Annotated in this window: 14 protein-coding genes and 8 pseudogenes; 11 read left to right on the top strand and 11 right to left on the bottom strand. The window is 61.3% G+C overall.

Annotated features, from left to right (window positions below; genetic code table 11):
- Positions 1-339: 339 nt before the first annotated feature.
- From tnpC (NKH19_RS31400) to NKH19_RS31390, 3 genes and pseudogenes are all read right to left on the bottom strand, one after another.
- Positions 340-1817 (bottom strand): annotated as a pseudogene (gene tnpC, locus NKH19_RS31400) (IS66 family transposase); the annotation flags it as partial.
- Positions 1818-1890: 73 nt separating this feature from the next.
- Entirely contained in the window at positions 1891-2235 is a 345-nt protein-coding gene (gene tnpB, locus NKH19_RS31395) for an IS66 family insertion sequence element accessory protein TnpB (RefSeq protein ID WP_023675163.1), read from the bottom strand.
- A complete protein-coding gene (locus NKH19_RS31390) occupies positions 2232-2612 on the bottom strand; it encodes a transposase (protein WP_245274633.1) in 381 nt (126 codons plus the stop codon). Before NKH19_RS31390 ends, tnpB (NKH19_RS31395) begins: the two co-directional genes overlap by 4 nt.
- Before the next feature lie 113 nt (positions 2613-2725).
- Here NKH19_RS31390 and NKH19_RS31385 point away from each other — a divergent pair.
- Together NKH19_RS31385 and NKH19_RS31380 are read left to right on the top strand one after the other, a co-directional pair.
- Positions 2726-2854, top strand: a pseudogene (locus NKH19_RS31385) (IS3 family transposase); the annotation flags it as partial.
- A 446-nt stretch (positions 2855-3300) separates the two neighbouring features.
- On the top strand, positions 3301-4782 hold the full coding sequence (locus NKH19_RS31380) for an amidase (protein WP_352983617.1): 1482 nt from the start codon (positions 3301-3303) through the stop codon (positions 4780-4782).
- A 138-nt stretch (positions 4783-4920) separates the two neighbouring features.
- On the opposite strand, the gene NKH19_RS31375 is transcribed toward NKH19_RS31380, so the two are convergent.
- Positions 4921-5085, bottom strand: coding sequence for a hypothetical protein (locus NKH19_RS31375; RefSeq protein WP_352983615.1), 165 nt, complete (start codon positions 5083-5085; stop codon positions 4921-4923).
- A 755-nt stretch (positions 5086-5840) separates the two neighbouring features.
- Here NKH19_RS31375 and NKH19_RS31370 point away from each other — a divergent pair.
- Positions 5841-6881 carry an IS110 family RNA-guided transposase gene (locus NKH19_RS31370; protein WP_352983613.1) on the top strand — a complete coding sequence of 347 codons (1041 nt, stop codon included), beginning with the start codon at positions 5841-5843 and terminating at the stop codon, positions 6879-6881.
- A 220-nt stretch (positions 6882-7101) separates the two neighbouring features.
- Here the strand turns inward: NKH19_RS31370 and tnpB (NKH19_RS31365) are convergent, their stop codons facing one another.
- The gene (gene tnpB, locus NKH19_RS31365; protein ID WP_352983620.1) at positions 7102-7284 is read right to left on the bottom strand and encodes an IS66 family insertion sequence element accessory protein TnpB; all 183 of its coding nucleotides are present in this window, start codon (positions 7282-7284) and stop codon (positions 7102-7104) included.
- A gap of 23 nt (positions 7285-7307) precedes the next feature.
- Here tnpB (NKH19_RS31365) and tnpB (NKH19_RS31360) point away from each other — a divergent pair, with 23 nt between their 5' ends.
- From tnpB (NKH19_RS31360) to NKH19_RS31340, 5 genes and pseudogenes are all read left to right on the top strand, one after another.
- Positions 7308-7466, top strand: a complete 159-nt coding sequence (gene tnpB, locus NKH19_RS31360) for an IS66 family insertion sequence element accessory protein TnpB (protein WP_352983611.1) — start codon at positions 7308-7310, stop codon at positions 7464-7466.
- Positions 7467-7846: 380 nt separating this feature from the next.
- Complete coding sequence (locus NKH19_RS31355) at positions 7847-8215, top strand: IS66 family transposase zinc-finger binding domain-containing protein (protein ID WP_352983609.1); 369 nt, start codon at positions 7847-7849, stop codon at positions 8213-8215.
- A pseudogene (gene tnpC, locus NKH19_RS31350) lies at positions 8212-9056 on the top strand (IS66 family transposase). The gene NKH19_RS31355 and the pseudogene tnpC (NKH19_RS31350) overlap by 4 nt, the downstream one beginning before the upstream one ends.
- On the top strand, positions 9041-9208 hold the full coding sequence (locus NKH19_RS31345; RefSeq protein WP_352983606.1) for a transposase domain-containing protein: 168 nt from the start codon (positions 9041-9043) through the stop codon (positions 9206-9208). Before tnpC (NKH19_RS31350) ends, NKH19_RS31345 begins: the two are co-directional and overlap by 16 nt.
- Positions 9205-9570, top strand: a complete 366-nt coding sequence (locus NKH19_RS31340) for a UPF0149 family protein (protein ID WP_352983603.1) — start codon at positions 9205-9207, stop codon at positions 9568-9570. Before NKH19_RS31345 ends, NKH19_RS31340 begins: the two co-directional genes overlap by 4 nt.
- Before the next feature lie 305 nt (positions 9571-9875).
- On the opposite strand, the pseudogene NKH19_RS31335 reads toward NKH19_RS31340, so the two are convergent.
- From NKH19_RS31335 to NKH19_RS33680, 4 genes and pseudogenes are all read right to left on the bottom strand, one after another.
- Positions 9876-10259 (bottom strand): annotated as a pseudogene (locus NKH19_RS31335) (transposase); the annotation flags it as partial.
- Positions 10260-10472: 213 nt separating this feature from the next.
- Positions 10473-10904: a 3-keto-5-aminohexanoate cleavage protein gene (locus NKH19_RS33685; protein ID WP_502911085.1), complete on the bottom strand. Its 432-nt coding sequence runs from the start codon at positions 10902-10904 to the stop codon at positions 10473-10475.
- Positions 10905-10935: 31 nt separating this feature from the next.
- Positions 10936-11635: pseudogene (locus NKH19_RS31325) on the bottom strand (IS6 family transposase).
- Between the two features lie 52 nt (positions 11636-11687).
- Positions 11688-11827, bottom strand: a pseudogene (locus NKH19_RS33680) (transposase); the annotation flags it as partial.
- A gap of 1012 nt (positions 11828-12839) precedes the next feature.
- Here NKH19_RS33680 and NKH19_RS31320 point away from each other — a divergent pair.
- Genes NKH19_RS31320 through NKH19_RS31310 form a run of 3 tightly spaced genes read left to right on the top strand, consistent with a single transcriptional unit; the run spans position 12840 to position 17170 of the window.
- Positions 12840-13874: an ABC transporter permease gene (locus tag NKH19_RS31320; protein WP_352983601.1), complete on the top strand. Its 1035-nt coding sequence runs from the start codon at positions 12840-12842 to the stop codon at positions 13872-13874.
- Positions 13875-13888: 14 nt separating this feature from the next.
- Positions 13889-15046 (top strand): ABC transporter permease, encoded by a 1158-nt coding sequence (locus NKH19_RS31315; RefSeq protein ID WP_352983599.1) that lies wholly within the window; start codon positions 13889-13891, stop codon positions 15044-15046.
- 15 nt (positions 15047-15061) lie between these two features.
- Entirely contained in the window at positions 15062-17170 is a 2109-nt protein-coding gene (locus tag NKH19_RS31310) for a dipeptide ABC transporter ATP-binding protein (RefSeq protein ID WP_352983596.1), read from the top strand.
- On the opposite strand, the pseudogene NKH19_RS31305 reads toward NKH19_RS31310, so the two are convergent.
- Together NKH19_RS31305 and NKH19_RS31300 are read right to left on the bottom strand one after the other, a co-directional pair.
- Positions 17159-17333, bottom strand: a pseudogene (locus NKH19_RS31305) (IS630 family transposase); the annotation flags it as partial. The gene NKH19_RS31310 and the pseudogene NKH19_RS31305 overlap by 12 nt on opposite strands.
- 245 nt (positions 17334-17578) lie before the next feature.
- Positions 17579-17711, bottom strand: a pseudogene (locus NKH19_RS31300) (IS110 family transposase); the annotation flags it as partial.

Raw genomic sequence — 17711 nt, 5'->3', positions numbered from 1 at the left:
TCCGTTGCGCTGAACTCAGCCCGTTCAGCTTCTGCGAGTCGAGCGGCAAGCTGAGTTGGCGAACGACCACGAGAGATCGTGTCGGTGATGGCAGGGTTCTCATGTTGCGCCTCCGCGATGGTGAAACCATCCGAAGAGCCTCGCCGGAAACGGCGTTCGATCAAGAGCTTGTGAAGCTCAAGCAGCGCGGCAAGCGATACGCGCGGGGAGCCCAGGTCCATCGCCGCGCAAGCCACGGGATCGATCATCCAGGCCGGAGCGGTAATGACATGCCCGGGCGCGACGACGAGATGAATGATCCGGCCGTTGGCGCGCTCTTCGCTGTTCTCGCAGCGAAGCCGATGTCCGAAATACGGGTGCCAACGGTAATGGACCTCGACCTCCTGCCCAACATGGGCAGAATGACCCCGAGATGGTCTGTGGCCTGATGGCGCGCTCGACGGTGTTGGAGTCGATTTCGATGCGGCCGTCGGTGAGGAAGCGCTCCAGCGCGGCACGCCGGCAGAGCGCATAGCGGATCGCCTCGGCGGGCTTCGATTTTCCCGACAGCTTCGGCAGCTCCTTTTCCCACAGCGCAAAGAGAGCGGCAACGACGGCGGCGGATTTCTCCTGACGCGCAGTTATTCGTACTGCCGGGTCCTGGCCGCGTACGGCCTCCTCGGCGGCCCACAGTGGGGCCATCTGCGCCACCGTCTGCGAGGCGATAACGGAGGAGCCTGCGGCATGCAGTTCGTAGAACTTGCGCCGCACGTGCGACCAGCACGCCGCCAGCGTCACGCCGTCGTTGCCCCGATCGGATCGGGCCAGCCGGTTATAGGCGGCGTATCCGTCGACTTGCAGGATCCCGCGATAGCCGTCCAGATGACGGGCAACACATTCGCCGGCGCGGCTGTCCTCGAAGCGATAGACAACAATGGGCGGTCCACTGCCGCCAAAGGGCCGATCATCGCGGACATAGGTCCAGAGGTAGGCCGTCTTGGCCTTGCCAGATCCCGGCGCCAGCGTTGGCAGCGTGGTCTCATCGGCGAAGACCCGCTCCCCCTGCTTGATGCGGGTCAGTGCGTAATCGGCGAGCGGCTCGAGCTCGAAGCCGAGCTTGCCCATCCACTGCGCCATCTGTGACCGGTCGATCTCGACCTGATCGCGGGCATAGATCGCTTCCTGGCGGTAGAGCGGCAGGCCATCGGCGTATTTCGACACCGCGATCTGCGCCAGCAGCGCTTCGGTCGGAATGCCGCTTTCGATGATGCGGGCGGGCGCGGCTGCCTGGATGACGCCGTCCCAACCCTTGTAGGCATATTTGGGGCGACGCGTGACGATCACCCGGAACTTCGCCGGGGTGACATCGAGCCGTTCGGAGACGTCCTCGCCGATCAGGATCTTTTCCAGCGCTTCGCAGCCAGCAGGCGTCTCGGACTCGATGACCACCTCGATCCGTTCGAGATGGGCCGCAAAGCCTTTGCGAGGGCGCGGGGCGCGCTTCGCTTTCGAGCCGCCCGCAGACTTCTCCATCTGCGCTTGGATGGCCGCCACGCCGGTTTCGATCTCGTCGAAGACCAGAGCGTACTGCTCCTCGCTCAGCGCACCGGCCCGCAACCTTACGGAGCGGCTGCCGAAGCGCGACCGCTCCAGCATCTTCACCACCGCCGTCAGTCGTGCGATCCGCTCCTCGGCGCTCTTGTTGACCAACTCGAGATGCGTATTGTGGGCTTCGAGATCGGCATTACGCTCTTCCAGACCGGCGGCTTTTTCGGCCATGGCAACAACCATCGCCTTGAGCCAACGTCGTCCGGGAGCGCGAGATCGGGTGCCGACATGGCCAAAATCAGAGCATATTCGCGGGCAATTTTCCCGCGTTTTCAGCTCCCTGATTCATCATGCCGCAGGGTTTTACCCAACCGATTGCGGCCGCCTGACGGTCTCCGTTCGAACCCGTTTCCAGTCCATTCCGTCAACCAGAGCCATGAGCTGAGCATGATTGAGCTGGACCCGGTGGTGGCCGATCCGCGGCCAGCAGAACTTCGCCTCATCCAGCCGCTTGGCATAAAGACACACGCCGCTGCCGTCCCACCAGACGATCTTGATCCTGTCCGCTCTTTTGGCGCGGAATACATAAAGTGCGCCGTTGAATGGATCCGAGCCGGCATCGCGCACCAGTGCCAAAAGGCCGTCGGGACCTTTTCTAAAATCGACGGGATGACTGGCGACCAACACCTTCACGCCAGCCGGGATCATGCCTGGCGAACCGCCCGGATAATCCGCACCAGCTGCTCCTCATTGATATCGGCACCGGCGCGAATGACCACGCCACCCAGCTCGATCTCCACCGACGCAGACGCTGTCGGCGTGACCTCGACAAAGCCGAGCCGCTCCGCATCCCTGTGTGGCGTGACCGCACCGCTCTTGATCGCCTTGCTCCGCCAGCCGAACAGCTGGGCCGGCGCCATCCCCGCTTGTCTGGCAATGGCCGATACATTCGCGCCCGGCTTCAGTGTCGCCTCGATCAGCCGCGACTTCGCTTCCGCCGACCAGCGCCGCCGCGGACGCTGCGGGCTTGCCTCCAGTCGGTTGGCAACCGCTTCAAGAACATGGAAACTTCTATCATCAGGCATAGGCGCAGACATAGAAATTGACACTGCAAGCTCCTCGGCTCCTTGCTTCAGTGTCAGTATGTCTCGCTCATCACCTCAAGCCGCGCCAGATGGGGTCAGCTTGGCGCTTACTCATGAGCAAGACGACGAACAGGTTCTCTCGCGAGGTGCGTGCCCGAGCGGTGCGCATGGTTTTGGATCACGAAAGCGAGCATCGCTCGCGCTGGGCGGCGGTGTGCTCGATCGCCGCAAAGAACGGCTGCCGTCGACCCAAATGTCCGCGGATCTAAATTTAGCATCACGGGACAGCTTATCCCCTTAAAACCAAAGGATACCATTGGGCGCTGAATGCTCGGGCGCATCCGCGCTTACTGACACGGGGGCGCCATCGGGCCGCGAAAACCAGACTGATGCTCGACGTGGTGGTTGCACAGCAATTCCTGACGAGACAGTGCCATGCAAGAGCTCTGCCCATTGCGGCCAAGAGGCACATCTGTACCGGCACCCGACGAAGCATCGCGTCACATTTTAGCTAGAAAGTGGCTGAATTGGTGCAAATGCCGCTAAGCAGGCATGTTAGCTCATGTCCTGACCGATGACAGTTTGAGTAGTTAAGTTATGGCGCGGTCAGTCAGATTTCAAGCGCAGTTCACCTGATTCCGTTCTCGATGGACGGGTATGTGAAAGAAAGTATGAGGAGTTGTCTTAAATGAAACTCACCGAATATGTCCAATACGATGCCGCCGGTTTGGCTTCTCTCGTGAACGCTGGCGAGGTGACCACTCTAGAATTGACGCGATTAGCCCGCGAGGCTTACGACGAGGTCAATCCTCGCATAAACGCCGTCATCGAATTCTATGGAGATGCTGAGACCGTTGCCGGCGCGGACGGAGGAATCTTCCATGGCGTGCCTTTCTTTCGCAAGGATATCGGAGCGAGTGAAGCTGGTCGCCTGCAGGAAATGGGGAGCCGCCTGTTTAAGGGCCATCGCTCCCACACCGACAGTTTCTTTTTCCGCCGCGCCCGGGACGCAGGGCTTCGGACTCTCGGAAGAACAGCAACGCCGGAGCTTGGAGCATCTGGAGCGACCGAAACCATTCTCCATGGCATCACCCGCAATCCATGGGATTTGGAACGCGCCGCGGGAGGCTCCTCTGGAGGAGCCGCGGCAGCAGTAGCAGCCGGTATTACCCCGATTGCACATGGCAGCGACGGGTTCGGGTCGATACGGGCACCTGCGGCCTGGTGCGGTCTTGTGGGACTCAACCCGTCCCGAGGACGCGTTTCCGGCGGTCCGGACCAGCAGGATACGGGGTTTGGTTGCAGCCGCCAGTTTGTTTTGTGCCGGACCGTACGCGACATGGCCGCCGCGCTGGACGTCTTTTCCGGTCCTCATTCTGGCGATCCATTTATCATTTGCCAGCCAAACCGTCCCTATCTAGAGGAACTGTCCCGTCCCACCGGCACACTGCGGGTCGGGGTCGCGAGAACTACGTGGGGCAAGCTCGATGTAGAGCCGGAAGTCCTGCAAGCGGTCGACTCGACCGCCTCACTTCTGGAGGAAATGGGTCACCAAGTGACGGACATCGCGCCGCCGTTTGATTTCGAAGAGTTCATCAGAATAATTCTCCTCCGCTCAGATCTCGGAGCGAGTTCGCTCGAAACGGCGGCGCGGGCGATGGGCCGCACTATCAGCGCGGACACCTTGGAGCCGGTAAACCTCAGGTTTTACGAACGAGGCCGGAATCAGCCCCCATCGATTTGGAATGAGGTAGATGAAGGTTTCCGGCGGATGCGGTTCCAGGTAGCCGAGGCGATCCATGCCTTCGACATTCTGCTGACCCCCACCATGTCGATCGTGGCCCATCCGCATGGCGGTACTTACAGTACGACCGATGCGACAATCTCCGCAGAAGAGTGGATGGAAAAGGCCTACAAGGGGTGTCACATGTCCATATTCAATGTCACCGGACAGCCTGCGGTTTCCTTGCCTTTGGCACAAAGTGCCGACGGGCTGCCGATCGGGCTTCAGATCGTCGGTCGATTTGGCGACGAGGCCACGCTGGTCCGGGTCGCACGCGATCTGGAGGAGGCTAGACCGTGGAGGGACCGGCGGCCAAAGGTTCGAGCAGGGGACAGCCAACTTACCGTGAACTCGGATCTGCGGGAGGCGTACCGCGTTGCGGATTGAGTTCAGGCCATCGCTCCCGCCTCAGCTTTCGACCCCGTAATCGCTGGCCGTGCAGTGAAGGCCGCTTTCTCGATGACTTGCTTCCGTGGAATTGGAGCCCTTTGATGATCGCAGCAGACAAAGCTGCCTAATCTGGGTCTACAACAACAAAGCCGTCAGAAGGGATATCGCAACTCTGCTCTGCCGCATCGCGCTCTTCCAGGTGGTCAGCGCCGCCAGCGCCAACTCGACCGTCAGTGGTGTAACGGCGTCGACCCCGCGAGCGCTAACGGCGTTGTCGAGCGACGTCGCCAGCACCGACATGCAGGCGCATCCGGCCAGGCCTTCATGCTTGCCCCGGGTGCATTGATAGGCGGGATTGAGGCCGCCGTTGCCGGTGAGCGCACGGTGAGACGGCGCCCGCACAGCCCGCAGACAAGCAGAGTCTGGCAAGAGGCAGAGCCCTTCACGAGCAGGGCCGGGGAGCACCTCGGCATTGGTTCGGTTCTGGGCCAAGCGTTGGCGGTTGGCGAGGAACTGATCCCGGCTGATAGCCTGGATGACGGTCGTGAATGACGACCCGCCATTCCTCCTCGGGCATTCGGCGTGTGCGGGTCTATCGCACCGTCCGGCCCGACCGCCTTGGACGATGGATAGCGTCCGAACACATAGGTGCCGGCATAGGACGGGTTGGCGAGAATGGCGACCACCCGAGAATGGGTGATGCGGCCCCCATCAGCTTGCCGTTCCAGACGCCACCATAGGCGCGGCGGGGAAAGCGCAGGCCGAGTTCGTGGAAGCGCTGGACCACGGCGCAGCGCTGCCTTCGCGCGCGAAGAATCGAACACGGCGCGCACCGCCTTGCACCTCTTCGTCGGGATCGAGCACAATGCGGTCGCCGTCGAAGACGAAACCGACCGGCAGGGGGAAGCGCAATTCGCCTTTGCGTGCGGCGCGACAATCAAAGTGAGAGTGGCTCTCTCCCAGATTGATGGTGTGGAACGGCCCCCGCTACCGACAGCATCTAAATGCTAAAACGTGGTCGTTGCGAGCAACGCCACAAGGAAGGGGGCCGTTCCGTGAAGCAGGTTAGCACCATCGGCCTGGATTTGGCCAAGAACGTTTTTCAAATTCACGGCGCCGACGCCGAGGGCGCGCCGATTTTCAATTGCAAGCTGCGTCGAGCCGAGCTGCTGGGCTTTTTCGAAAAGCTTCCGCCGTGTCTGGTTGGTTTGGAGGCGTGCGGCGGTTCGCATTATTGGGCGCGCGAGATCGCGGCGCTCGGTCACGACGTGCGTTTGATCCCGCCGATTTATGTCAAGCCCTTCGTGAAACGGGACAAAACGGATGGCGCCGACGCCGAAGCGATCAGCGAAGCCGTCACCCGCAAGACCATGCGTTTCGTTCCGATCAAATCGGCTGATCAACAAGCGGCGGTCATGGTGCTGAGGACGCGCGCCGTTTTGATCCGCCAGCAAACTCAGGCGATCAACGCGCTTCGCGGGCATTTGTCAGAGTTGGGCGTTATTGCCGCCCTCGGCACGGCTCAAGTGGCTGCGTTGATCGAGATCGTACGAGACGAGGCGGACGTTTGCCTGCCAAAAGCCGCTCGATTGGCTTTGGCTGAAATCGCCGATCAGATCGAGGCGCTGACGCGTCAAATCGACAAGCTCGAACGAGGGATCGTCGGCGAGGCGAAGCGCGACGAGGACATGCGACGTCTGACCACAATTCCGGGCGTCGGAGCGATCACGGCGTCTTCCGTCAAAGCGCTGGTCCCGGATCCCGGCGGGTTCAAATCCGGCCGTCACTTCGCCGCCTGGCTGGGACTGACGCCAAAGCCTCATTCGAGCGGCGGCAAGGAGCGGCTCGGCGGCATATCGAAAATGGACAACCCGACGCTCCGCTCGCTGCTCGTTTGTGGCGCGACGTCGGTCTTGCGGCGCGTTAAGGGAAACGACAAAGCGCTGCGATGGCTAGTCACCCTTTTGGCACGGCGGCCTTTCAAGGTCGTCGCGATCGCGCTCGCCAACAAGATGGCGAGGATTATCTGGGCGCTGCTCACCAAGGGCGGGACATACCGAAATACTGGTGCGGCAAGCGGCGCAGCACGTGCCTGAGCCGAACGACGACCAGGGACAGGACTGACTGGCCGGCGCTACGCCGAACAGAGGCGTGGTGCACAATTAGATGATGACCCACGGGACGAAATCCCGAGGCGAGAGAGGCCGGCGCGACAATGCGCTTAGAGCGCGTCAGATTGATAAGCCCCTCGCATCGCGAATTTCATCGAGGCCAGTGGTCTTAGACCGCGCTGAACGGCCGGACATATGACCGCACCTATCCCGCTGGATGAAATGTCTGAAAAAGCGCTTGCCCGCGTGGCCGTTCCACGTATGTCGCACTACATTTTTGCGGCCAGACGAACTTCGCCCCTTCCAGCCGCTTGTGGATCAGCACCATGCCGGTCCGATCCCAGACCAGGATCTTGAATCCTGTCGGCGCGTTTCGATTGGAAGACAGAAACCGCCTCGCTGAAGGGTTAGGTGGCGCGCTACCTAACCCTTCAGCGAGGCGGTTTCTGCTTCCGTGGACGCAAGGGTCATATCATCAAGATTCTGGCGCATGACGACCACGGATTTTGTCTGTTCACAAAGCGGTTGACCAATGGCTGTTTTGCCTGGCCGAGCACCAAGATCAGGTAACTGTGTGCTCACCGAGGCACAGCTTTCGCTGCTTCTGGACGGGATCGACTGGCGCCGGCCGAACAAGATTTATCGACCGCGTCTGGTAGGCTAAATTCGGTCGCTTCTTCTTGTTTTTCTGTCAATTTTGCTTCCGTAAAGAAGGTCTTTCGGGTACGTAGTTTGGGTGTCCAAACAAGTTCACTCGATCGCTGATTTCCTCGCCCGGATCGCCTTTCTGGAGCAGACCGTTTCTGCCCGGGACACCACCATCGCCGAACGGGATGAGCAGCTGCCAATTGAGCGCGCCGAGGCCGCGCTTCGCATCCAGCGCCTGCAGCTGCAGATCGATCGCTTCAACCGCAAGACCTTCGGCCGCTCATCCGAGAAGCTGGGCCAGAGTGCGGCTCGAACTCGAAGATCTCGAGACCGATTTTGCCGCCAACGTGCCCGATATCGAGCCGCCCACCGTCGCTGACAACGACAAGGTCCGGGTGTTGCCGGTGCGCAAGCTCAACCCGAACCTGCCGCGCAAGCGGATGGTTCGCGAGCCGTCTTGCGCATGCTGCCCGGGCTGCGGCGGCGATCTGCGCGCCATGGGCGAAGATAGCGACGAGATGCTCGATCTGGTCGCCCAGGCCTGGCAGGTGATGGAGACCGTTCGACCCAAGTACAGTTGCCAGACCTGCGATAAATCATCCAGGCGCCGGCGCCAGCCAAGGCCATCGCACGCGGCAAGCTCAGCTATGCCGCGCTCGCCTATATCATGATGGCGAAGTGGGGTTATCATCTGCCCTTCTACCGTCAGGCCCAGATGATGGCCGCCAAGGGCGTCGATATCGAGCGATCCACGCTTGCGCGCAGCGCCGCCTACGCCGCGGCCTTGCTCGATCCGGTCTACAACCGCATTCGCGAGATCGGCCGTACCCGCAGCAAGATTCACACCGACGACACGCGGCTTCCGATCCTGGCGCCCAGCACCGGCAAGACGCACAAGGGCGCGCTCTGGGTCACGTCACCGACGACCGCAACTCCGGTTCGCAGGAGCCGCCGATCGCATGGCATCGCGCCACCATGGGCCGCGCCGGCGAGAGCGTGATGAGCGAACTCGCCGGATTTGCCGGCACGCTCCAGGCCGAGGGATTCAGCGGCTATAACCAGATCTACAAGGGCGGCGCCATTCGAGAAGCTGCCTGCGTGGCCCATCTGCGTCGCAAGATATTCGACGTTCACGACAGCCAGCCGACCGAGCTCAGCACGACGGCGATGGCCGGTATCCAGGCGATCTACCGGAGAAGAGATACGCGGGCTCCCGCCCGCCGAGCGATTGGCCGCACGACGAAGGCGATCCAGGCCACTGGTCCGCGCGCTGCGACGACAGCTCATGCGCCAGGGCAGCGGTTTCTCGCGTCATGCCGATATCGCCAAGGCCTTCGCCTGTGGCACCAAGCGATGGCGCGCTTCAACCGCTTCCTCTACGATGGCCAGCTCAAGCCCGACAACCTGATCGCGGAGCGCGCCATTCGTGGATTTACGGTCGGCAGGCGCAATTGGCTTTTCTCGGGCAGCTTCGCCGCGGCCGGAGCTCGGCGGTCGTGCTCAGCATCATAGAGACCTGCAATCTCTGCGGCGTCGATGCCGAAGCCTACATGGCCGATGTCATCGAGCGGATCCAGAACGACTGGCCAGCCTCGCGCTGGGACGAGCTGATGCCATGGACCTGGGTGCGCCGCCAAGAGATGCCGCTCCCCTTGGCGGCATGAGCGCGATCGATGACATGGCGCTGCCGGACGCGGCGCTTGAGGCCTGGATAGCCGCCAAGACCAATCGCCGCCCGCTGGTGCGCACCATGTCGGCGCTGGATGGCTTCGTAACGGCGGCTGTCACCCGGCCGCGGTTCGCGGACCCGCAAGATTGGATGTGCCCGCTCACGGGGTTGCCGCGCGACGTCCTTGCCAAACGCTCTGCTACCGATCATGCCGTGTTTGCCAGCGTCGCCAGGATCCACAACCGCATCAACGAGCGCTCTTCCACAGACCGCGGGAATATGCGCCCCGCTTCGCCGCCAAGCCCGGCGGCGGCATCGACCCGCGGCCGTGGTGCCAGGGCTTCCACGCAGCCATGAATCTCAACATCAAACGCTGGAAACGGCTACTCGCCCTCAACAATCCCAATCACGGCCTGCTGCTGCCGATCCTATCTACTGCTCGACAAAAAGGGGCAGCCTGTCCTCGGCAAGCCCAGGCCGGGGCCCGAGACCGCGCACTTCATCGAGTACGAGGCGTACAAAGACATCCCCCTCGTCATCCCGCTCTGCGCGAACTCCACCACGCCTACCCACTACGACCCGCAGTGATCGACGTCGGCGCGCCGAACAACGAGCGACTAACCATCACGACGATTTCGGGAAGGTGCCTTGGCGCACCGCTTGCTTTCCTGCAGCAGGGCCGTGATCCGCTCTTCCCCATGCGCTGCCAACGCGTCATCGAGGAGCTGTCGAAGGGCAGCTCATGCTGGAAGAACGCCTCGCCGCACAGGTACTGGAAATAGGGGTTCTCAATCCAGCGCTCGCACAAAACCTCGTCCGACAGGTCGAACGTGTGCTTGAGGATCGCCAACCCCGCATCAGCCGCGTTGGCAAGGGCGGCATGCCCGGCCCGTCCGAATAGACAGCGCCGAAGCGCTCTTCCAGCACCGGCCAGTCGATGGTCTGCACCAGCCGCACCAGCTCAGCTTCATGTTGAGGATCTGATCAAGACGGGCACGGAACAGATCCTGTTCCCCCGTCTCGCCCCGCTCGCTTGGTTTGCCCATCCCCTGGCTCCGATTGAACCGCGATAAGGCAGTGAATCACGCCTCGGTATTGCAAGGAAACAGCCCACAAACAGGCCCTTTCCTGCAATATCGAATCAACACCGCAGTCGTTCACTACGAAATATCAGTGGCTTCCGGATTCTTCACGGCCGACGATTTAGATTAGTTAGCTTTTTTGGCCCCAAGCTGAATAACATTGAGCATGAAAAAGGATCACGGATGCTCGGCCTTTCGGTGCATGGTCCAAGCGCGGAATTCAAACGGAACGCGGCCTTCGATACAATCGGGTCCTCGAAAGGCATGATACCCATCGTGTAATATAACTCGCCATTGAGAACGGGAAGTCGATATTCCCCGCCTCCAGCTGGAAGAATCGGGACCATCGGCTTTGATATCAGTAATCTGAGCAAGTAGCGCGATCTCCTGGTGGGTTCCGTGCTTGCGCCGGTCTGAGTTCAGTGTGGCGGGGTTTTGTCGGACAAGGCCGAGGTTATTTCGAACCTCGGCCGGGCCGAGGACGCGAGCGCCGAGCGCCACGATCAGGTCAACGGCGCGCGCCACTAGTTCCGCATTGGTCGCAAGTTGTCCTTTACCGAGGTAGAGATTGTCCTCAAGACCGACGCGGGCGATGTCACGTTGTTGCATATACACGCGTTGAGACCTGCGGCCGCTGATGTCAGCTGACCATTGCCACGGCTTTCCATTGCGCCATGGCCTGCAGGCGGTGAATATGTGTAGCCAGAGCGGAGCATTTTGAGCGGGGCGGGACGAAGAGATTGCGCAGAGCCGAGAAGATCGAAACGAAGCGTTGCAGTGCTCCTGGTGATCGGAAGCCTTGCATCGTCCGCTCCCGTTTTCGCAGCGGCACATGTGCATTCTCCGCCCGGTTGTTCAATCCCTTGTGCGACCGATGCTCGACGCTTGGCATCACCTGTCGCCTGGCTGCTCCATAGGAGCGCAGCTTGTCGGTAATCATGCGCTTCGGCGCGACGCCTTGCTTCTTCAGCAGCCGCGTCAGCAAGCGCTTGGCCGCCTTGGTTTGCGGCGGTTCTGGACGATCTCGTCGAGCCCATAGCCATCCTGGTCGACGGCGCGCCACAACCAGTGTTTCCTGCCGGCGATGGTGATGACGACCTCGTCCAGGTGCCAGACATCGTTTCGGCTGGGCTGCTTGCGGGCAAGCGGCGAGCGTAATGCGGACCGAACTTGATGCCCCACCGGCGGATTGTCTCATACGAGACCACGATCCCGCGCTCCAGCAGCATTTCCTCGACCAGACGCAGGCTCAAGGGGAACCTGTAGTAGAGCCAGACTGCATGGGCGATGATCTGCGGCGGGAAACGATGGCGCTTGTAGCTGACGGTCGCGGTGTTCATGCCAGCGGTCCATGCCGCAAATCCTTGAATGCGAGTTAAGTTGATAATGCCCCCGGAGCTGAAGCCCCCAGGTCCGCAGAGAACTTTCCGTTGAGCTCCGCGTCAGCATAGCCGATGCTTCGTAAAGAAGTCCTCGCAGATGGCGCCACCACGTCGGGAGATATGGCCGTCATAATCGACTTCGCCGGATTGTCGTGAGAGCGATCCAGGCGTCCATTCCCGGTGTGGGTGCGATCACCGAAACCTCTTTCGCTACTGCCATTGAAGATCCCGGCAACTTCAAGAGGTCCCGATCCGTCGGCGTAAGGCGGCAAGCTGACTCTGACGAGCATGGGCGACCAGTTGGCGACCGAGCTCGGCCGCATGAGTTCGAATGCCGCCGAGCCTCTCGGCGGAACTGTGCTGCGCTCATGAATCTAGCGTCACGGGACGCCTATCCCCTTAAAGCCAAAGGGACACCATCGGGCGCTGAATGCTCGGGCGCACCCGCGCTTACTGATACAGGGGCGCCACCGGCCGCGGAAACTAGACTGATGCTCGACGTGGTGGTTGCACAGCAATTCCTGACGAGACAGTGCCATGCAAGAGCTCTGCCCATTGGCGGCCAAGAGGCACATCTGTACCAGCACCCAACGAAGCATCGCGTCACATTTTAGCTAGAAAGTGGCTGAATTGGTGCAAGTGCCGCTAAGCAGGCATGTTATCTGTCCTGACCGATGACATAGACGTGACAAGGGGGAAGAACACCGCCGTTTCGTCGTTCCCGCTATGCATCTGGCCTATTCGGAAGAGTGCTTATGGGTGGTCCGTTGTGGATCCGCACGCGCTTTGTGGTTGTTGGAAGTCTGGAAGGCGCTCGCGTGGACCGAACATTTCTACCGGCCTCACAAACCGCTTTTTAGCGAAACGTATCTCGGCGCTTCGAGTGAGTGGACGAACTCGCCGAAACAAAACGGGGAGATCAGAGATCATGACCGTCTTCAAAAGTAACGGCGACGGGGTTTCGGAACATATTCACAGGGTGGCAAGGCAAGCTAAGTCTGCCACAATCGACCGACGGGTTAGGTAGGACTCGCTTGCCCTCTAGAGAGATGGCGGCGCAGTGAAAGAACACGTCAAAGGAACACTTCGTGCAACAGGCAGGTAATGTGGATGTATCCTCGGACAACGGGGCAGTCGAATCCAGGGCTCCAGAGGGGCTGTCATGCTAGCTTTCATTGCCCGACGCCTGGGCGTCATGGCATTGACGATGCTGTGCCTGACAATAGTGGTCTTCTACCTCGTCAACCTCGAGCCGAACCTGAAGAAGCTGGCGCTCAGTCAGCTCGACATGCGCACGCCGGCGGAACAGCTGGAAAGCTGGCTGGTCGAGAACGGCTATCGGCAGAACTTCTTCGTGCGCTACGGCCAGTGGATCGGTGTGGTGCAGAAGCAGCCCAACATCAACCCTGCGACCGGCAAAGCCGTGCCGCGCTTTTCATACTGCAGCGAGCCGACTGAACCTGCCTATTCCGGTATCCTCCAAGATGACTTCGGCTGTTCGACCAACTTCAAGACCAAGGCCGCCAACAAGCTGTTACCCGCTTTGGGGGCTACCGGCATCCTGATGTTCTGGGTGATGGTCACGATGGTGCCGATTGCGCTTTTGATCGGCATTCTTGCCGGCATGCGCGAAGGCTCGCGGACGGACCGAAGTCTCTCCGTCGCTTCGATCATCACGACGGCGACGCCGGAATACGTCTCCGGCGTCATCTTCACCGTTCTGTTCGCCTCGTGGCTTGGCTGGCTCAGCGGCTCCGCCGCCAGCACGGCAACGCAAGGGGTGACGTTCTACAATTTCGCGCTGCCGGTCATAACCATGGCGATCTACGGCACCGGCTATATCGCGCGCATGACGCGGGCCTCGATGGTCGAGGTGATGACGCAGCAATATATCCGCACCGCACGATTGAAGGGGCTTTCGTTCAAAAGCGTGGTGGTCAAGCATGCGCTGCGCAACGCGCTGATCGCGCCGTTCACCGTCATCATGCTGCAGTTCCCGTGGCTGCTTACCGGGGTCGCGATTGTGGAGGTGATGTTCCGCTACCAGGGCTTCGGCTACACGCTGGTCGAGGCCGCCGGCAATAACGACATCGATCTTCTACTCGGCTGTTCGCTGGTATCTGTCGCCGTGGTGCTGACGACGCAGCTGATCTCCGACGTCGGTTACGCATTCCTCAACCCGCGCATCCGGGTTTAGTAGGGAGAAGGCGCATGCAAGCTCAATATATCGGCGCCTCCACCATCGTCCTCGAAGTGCTCTGGCGCTTCTGGCCGGTCTGGGTCGCGCTCGCCATCGTCTTGGGCGCGAGCTTCCTCTACAAGAAGAAGCTCGCGCTTTACGGCCAGCTGTTCGACAGCGGCGTCGGCATAGCGGGTGTCTTCATCTGCCTGTTCTGGCTGTTCACGGCGATCCTCGCCTCGACCATCTCGCCTTTCGATCCGCTCGGTCAGATCCCGATCATGAAGGACACGCTGCCCGGCGCCATCGAACCGCAGTCGGGGCTCGTCTATCTCTTCGGCGGCGACAAGCTCGCACGCGACGTCTTTTCGCGCATGATCTACGGCAGCCAGATCGTGTTGATCATCGCGCCCGCCGCTACCGGTTTCGCGCTGATGGTCGGGACGACGCTCGGGCTGCCGGCCGGTTATTACGGCGGGCGGATCGACTCGATCCTGTCGTTCCTCGCCAATCTGGTGCTGGCTTTTCCGTTGATCCTGCTGTTCTACCTGCTGGTCACCCCGGGCATACGCGAAACGCCTATCCCGCAATGGCTTGCGGGCATATTCTTCGTGTTCCCGATCATCTTCTTCCTGACGCTGTTCTACACGCGCTTCAAGGACCGGTCCGACCGGCACTACCTGGTGATCGGACTGACGATCTTAATCGGCGGCTGGATCTATGCCGGGCTGGTCTTCGACGCCGATCCGCTCAGCATCGTTCGTATCGATCCGAACCGGCGGACCATCTTCGTCGCGATAGTGCTCGGCTCCTGGCCCGGCGTGTTCCGCATCGTGCGCGGGCTCGCGATGGACATCAAGACCCGCGACTACGTGGCAGCGGCACAGACGCGCGGCGAGAGTCCGTGGTACATCATGCTGTGGGAAATCCTGCCCAATGCGCGCGGGCCGCTGATCGTCGACGGTTGCTTGCGCGTCGGCTACATCACGATCGCGCTCGGAACACTGGGCTATTTCGGGCTGGGAGTTCCGCCCGAAAGTCCCGACTGGGGCACCGCGATCAAGGACGCGAGCCGGCTGTTGCGTTCCTACATCCATCCCGCGCTGCCGCCGACGATCGCGCTGATGTCCTTCGTGCTGGGGCTCACCCTGCTTGCGGATGTGCTGCGCGAGCAATCGATGAAAGACTGAGGAGAGGAAAGGCCGATGACCGAACCCATCCTCGAAATCGAGAACCTCTCCATCTCCTTCTTCACCCGTGCCGTCGAGATCCCGGCCGTGATGGACTTCTCCTGCACCGTCATGCCGGGCGAAGCGATGGGCATCGTCGGCGAGTCAGGCTGCGGCAAGTCGACGGTGGCGCTCGGCATAATGCGCGACCTTTCCAACCTCGGGAAGATCACCGGCGGCCGGATAAAATTCCAGGGCCGCGACATGGGCGAGATGAGCGAAGAGGAGCTTCGCGCGATCCGCGGCAACAAGATCGCGATGATCTATCAGGAGCCGATGGCCAGTCTGAACCCGGCCATGAAGATCGGCAGGCAGCTCATGGAAGTGCCGCTGATCCACGAAAAGGTGTCCAAGCAGGAAGCCTGGGACCGCTCGCTGGAAATGCTGAAGGCGGTGCGGCTGCCCGACCCGGAGCGCATCATGCGCTCCTATCCGCATCAGCTTTCGGGCGGCCAGCAGCAGCGCATCGTGATTGCGATGGCGCTGCTCTCGAAGCCCGCGCTGCTCCTGCTAGACGAGCCGACCACGGCACTCGACGTGACGGTCGAGGCGGGCATCGTCCAGCTTGTGAAAGACCTCGGCAAGCAGTTCGGCACGTCGATGCTCTTCATTTCGCACAATCTCGGACTGATCCTGGAGACCTGCGACCGCATCACGGTGATGTATTCGGGCGAGGCGGTGGAATCCGGTTCGGTGCACGACGTGTTCGACCGAATGCGTCATCCTTATACACAGGGGCTGTTCCGCTCCATCCCGCTGCCGGGCGCCGACAAGAATTCGCGGCCGCTGATCGCGATACCCGGCCAGCTGCCGCTGCCGCACCAGCGGCCCAAGGGCTGCAATTTCGGTCCGCGCTGCCACCATTTCGTTGGCGGCCTCTGCGACGCCAATGAGATTCCGATGATTGCAGTTGCCGGGCCTGAGCACCACGAGAGCCGCTGCGTGCGGTTCCAGAGGATCGACTGGACGGCGGTGCCGGCGGGGGCGAAGACGGCGAAAGAGCCGGTGGCCCCGGGCGATACGGTGCTCAGGGTCGACAACCTGAAAAAATATTACAAGGTCTCGGCCAATGAGATTTTCAGCAGCGGGCAGGGGCGCACGGTCAAGGCAAACGAGACACTCAGCTTCGAGGCGCGGGAATCGGAAACCGTCGCGATCGTCGGTGAATCCGGCTGCGGCAAGTCGACGCTCGCCAAGGTGCTGCTGGGGCTGGAGACGGCAACAGACGGCAAGGTCATGCTCGGGAACAAGGAAATCCAGGGCACCGGGATCGAGAAACGCGACACGGAGACCATCTCGTCCATCCAGATGGTGTTCCAGAATCCGTTCGACACACTCAATCCGAGCCATTCGGTCGGCTCGCAGATCATGCGGACGCTTGAGAAGTTCAAGGTCGGCAAGAACGTGGCCGAACGGCGCCAGAAGATGTTAGAACTGCTCGACCTGGTGAAACTGCCGCGCGCCTTCGAGAAGCGCATGCCGCGCCAGCTTTCAGGTGGTCAGAAACAGCGCATCGGCGTGGCGCGCGCCTTCGCCGGTCGCGCCAAGGTGGTGGTGGCCGACGAGCCGGTGTCGGCGCTCGACGTGTCGGTGCAGGCGGCGGTCATGGAACTGCTGATGGATATCCAACGGCAGAACAAGACCACCATGCTTTTCATCAGCCACGATCTCTCGGTGGTGCGCTACATCGCCGACCGCGTCGTCGTCATGTATCTCGGCTATATCGTGGAGCAAGGCACGACCGACCAGATCTTTTCGCCGCCCTATCACCCCTACACCGAGGCGCTGCTGTCGGCGATCCCGATCGCTGACACCAGCGTGGTGAAAAGGCACATCGTGCTTGAAGGCGACATTCCGTCGGCGATGAACCCGCCCTCGGGCTGTCCGTTCCAGACGCGCTGCGGCTATAAGAAGCTGGTGCCGGACAATCTTTGCGAAACCAAGGTGCCGCCGGTCAAGCATCTCGGCGACGGCCATATGAGCCTGTGCTGGTTGGCCGACGACGTGCTGGCGAAAATGGAGCCGGTCATTAGTACTACAGTTGGTGCGCCGGGAGACCGGCAAGGAGTAGGTGGTGAACGCTGAGAGACAGCCGGCGACAACCGACCAGAGTTCGTCGACGGTCCTGGCAGCGGCCTTTCTGAGGAGGGCCTTGAGCTTCGGGCGAGTATGGCGGCAGGAACAGGAGCCGTGCGCCAACCTTCTCGATAGCCTCGCGCACGCCGCTGATCTTGTGGGCCGGCAGATTGATGGGGTTGTCTAATCGCCGCTGGGACGTCAAGCATGTAATTGCGTCGAGACGACGCTGCCGGGTGCATGGTTGTCTTCGCGGTCGACATCAGTCGCCGCATGATGGAGCTCCGCGGACGAGCCTTCAATGTGGACGACGCACTTTGCTGAGACAGCGGTGCAACCCCATCAGCGGAATGGCTCGGCTCACGTCCCGGCAGGGACGTCTCAGGCGCTCAGATCCTGAACGCTATTCGCAAGATTTCATGCTGTGGCGCCTGCATTTCGATCAAAGAACTCACCGGTCTTGAGCATCGAATGCATTATCACCGCCAGTTTGCGCGCCACAGCCACGGCAGCTCGTTTGAAGCCAACCCTCTCCCGGAGCTTGAGGCCC

Origin of the sequence: Mesorhizobium sp. M1338 (assembly GCF_040318045.1) — a bacterium.
In the GTDB taxonomy this organism is placed as follows: Bacteria; Pseudomonadota; Alphaproteobacteria; order Rhizobiales; family Rhizobiaceae; genus Mesorhizobium.
This window is presented reverse-complemented; position numbering and strand designations above follow the sequence as displayed.

What these genes read in the sequence shown, in the direction of transcription:
- NKH19_RS31380 (WP_352983617.1), top strand. Translation starts at nt 3,301, where the DNA reads ATGAAACTCACCGAATATGTCCAATACGATGCCGCCGGTTTGGCTTCT.
- NKH19_RS31315 (WP_352983599.1), top strand. Translation starts at nt 13,889, where the DNA reads ATGCAAGCTCAATATATCGGCGCCTCCACCATCGTCCTCGAAGTGCTC.
- tnpB (WP_023675163.1), bottom strand. Translation starts at nt 2,235, where the DNA reads ATGATCCCGGCTGGCGTGAAGGTGTTGGTCGCCAGTCATCCCGTCGAT.
- NKH19_RS31320 (WP_352983601.1), top strand. Translation starts at nt 12,840, where the DNA reads ATGCTAGCTTTCATTGCCCGACGCCTGGGCGTCATGGCATTGACGATG.
- NKH19_RS31390 (WP_245274633.1), bottom strand. Translation starts at nt 2,612, where the DNA reads ATGCCTGATGATAGAAGTTTCCATGTTCTTGAAGCGGTTGCCAACCGA.
- NKH19_RS33685 (WP_502911085.1), bottom strand. Translation starts at nt 10,904, where the DNA reads ATGCAACAACGTGACATCGCCCGCGTCGGTCTTGAGGACAATCTCTAC.
- NKH19_RS31375 (WP_352983615.1), bottom strand. Translation starts at nt 5,085, where the DNA reads ATGTCGGTGCTGGCGACGTCGCTCGACAACGCCGTTAGCGCTCGCGGG.
- NKH19_RS31310 (WP_352983596.1), top strand. Translation starts at nt 15,062, where the DNA reads ATGACCGAACCCATCCTCGAAATCGAGAACCTCTCCATCTCCTTCTTC.
- NKH19_RS31340 (WP_352983603.1), top strand. Translation starts at nt 9,205, where the DNA reads ATGAGCGCGATCGATGACATGGCGCTGCCGGACGCGGCGCTTGAGGCC.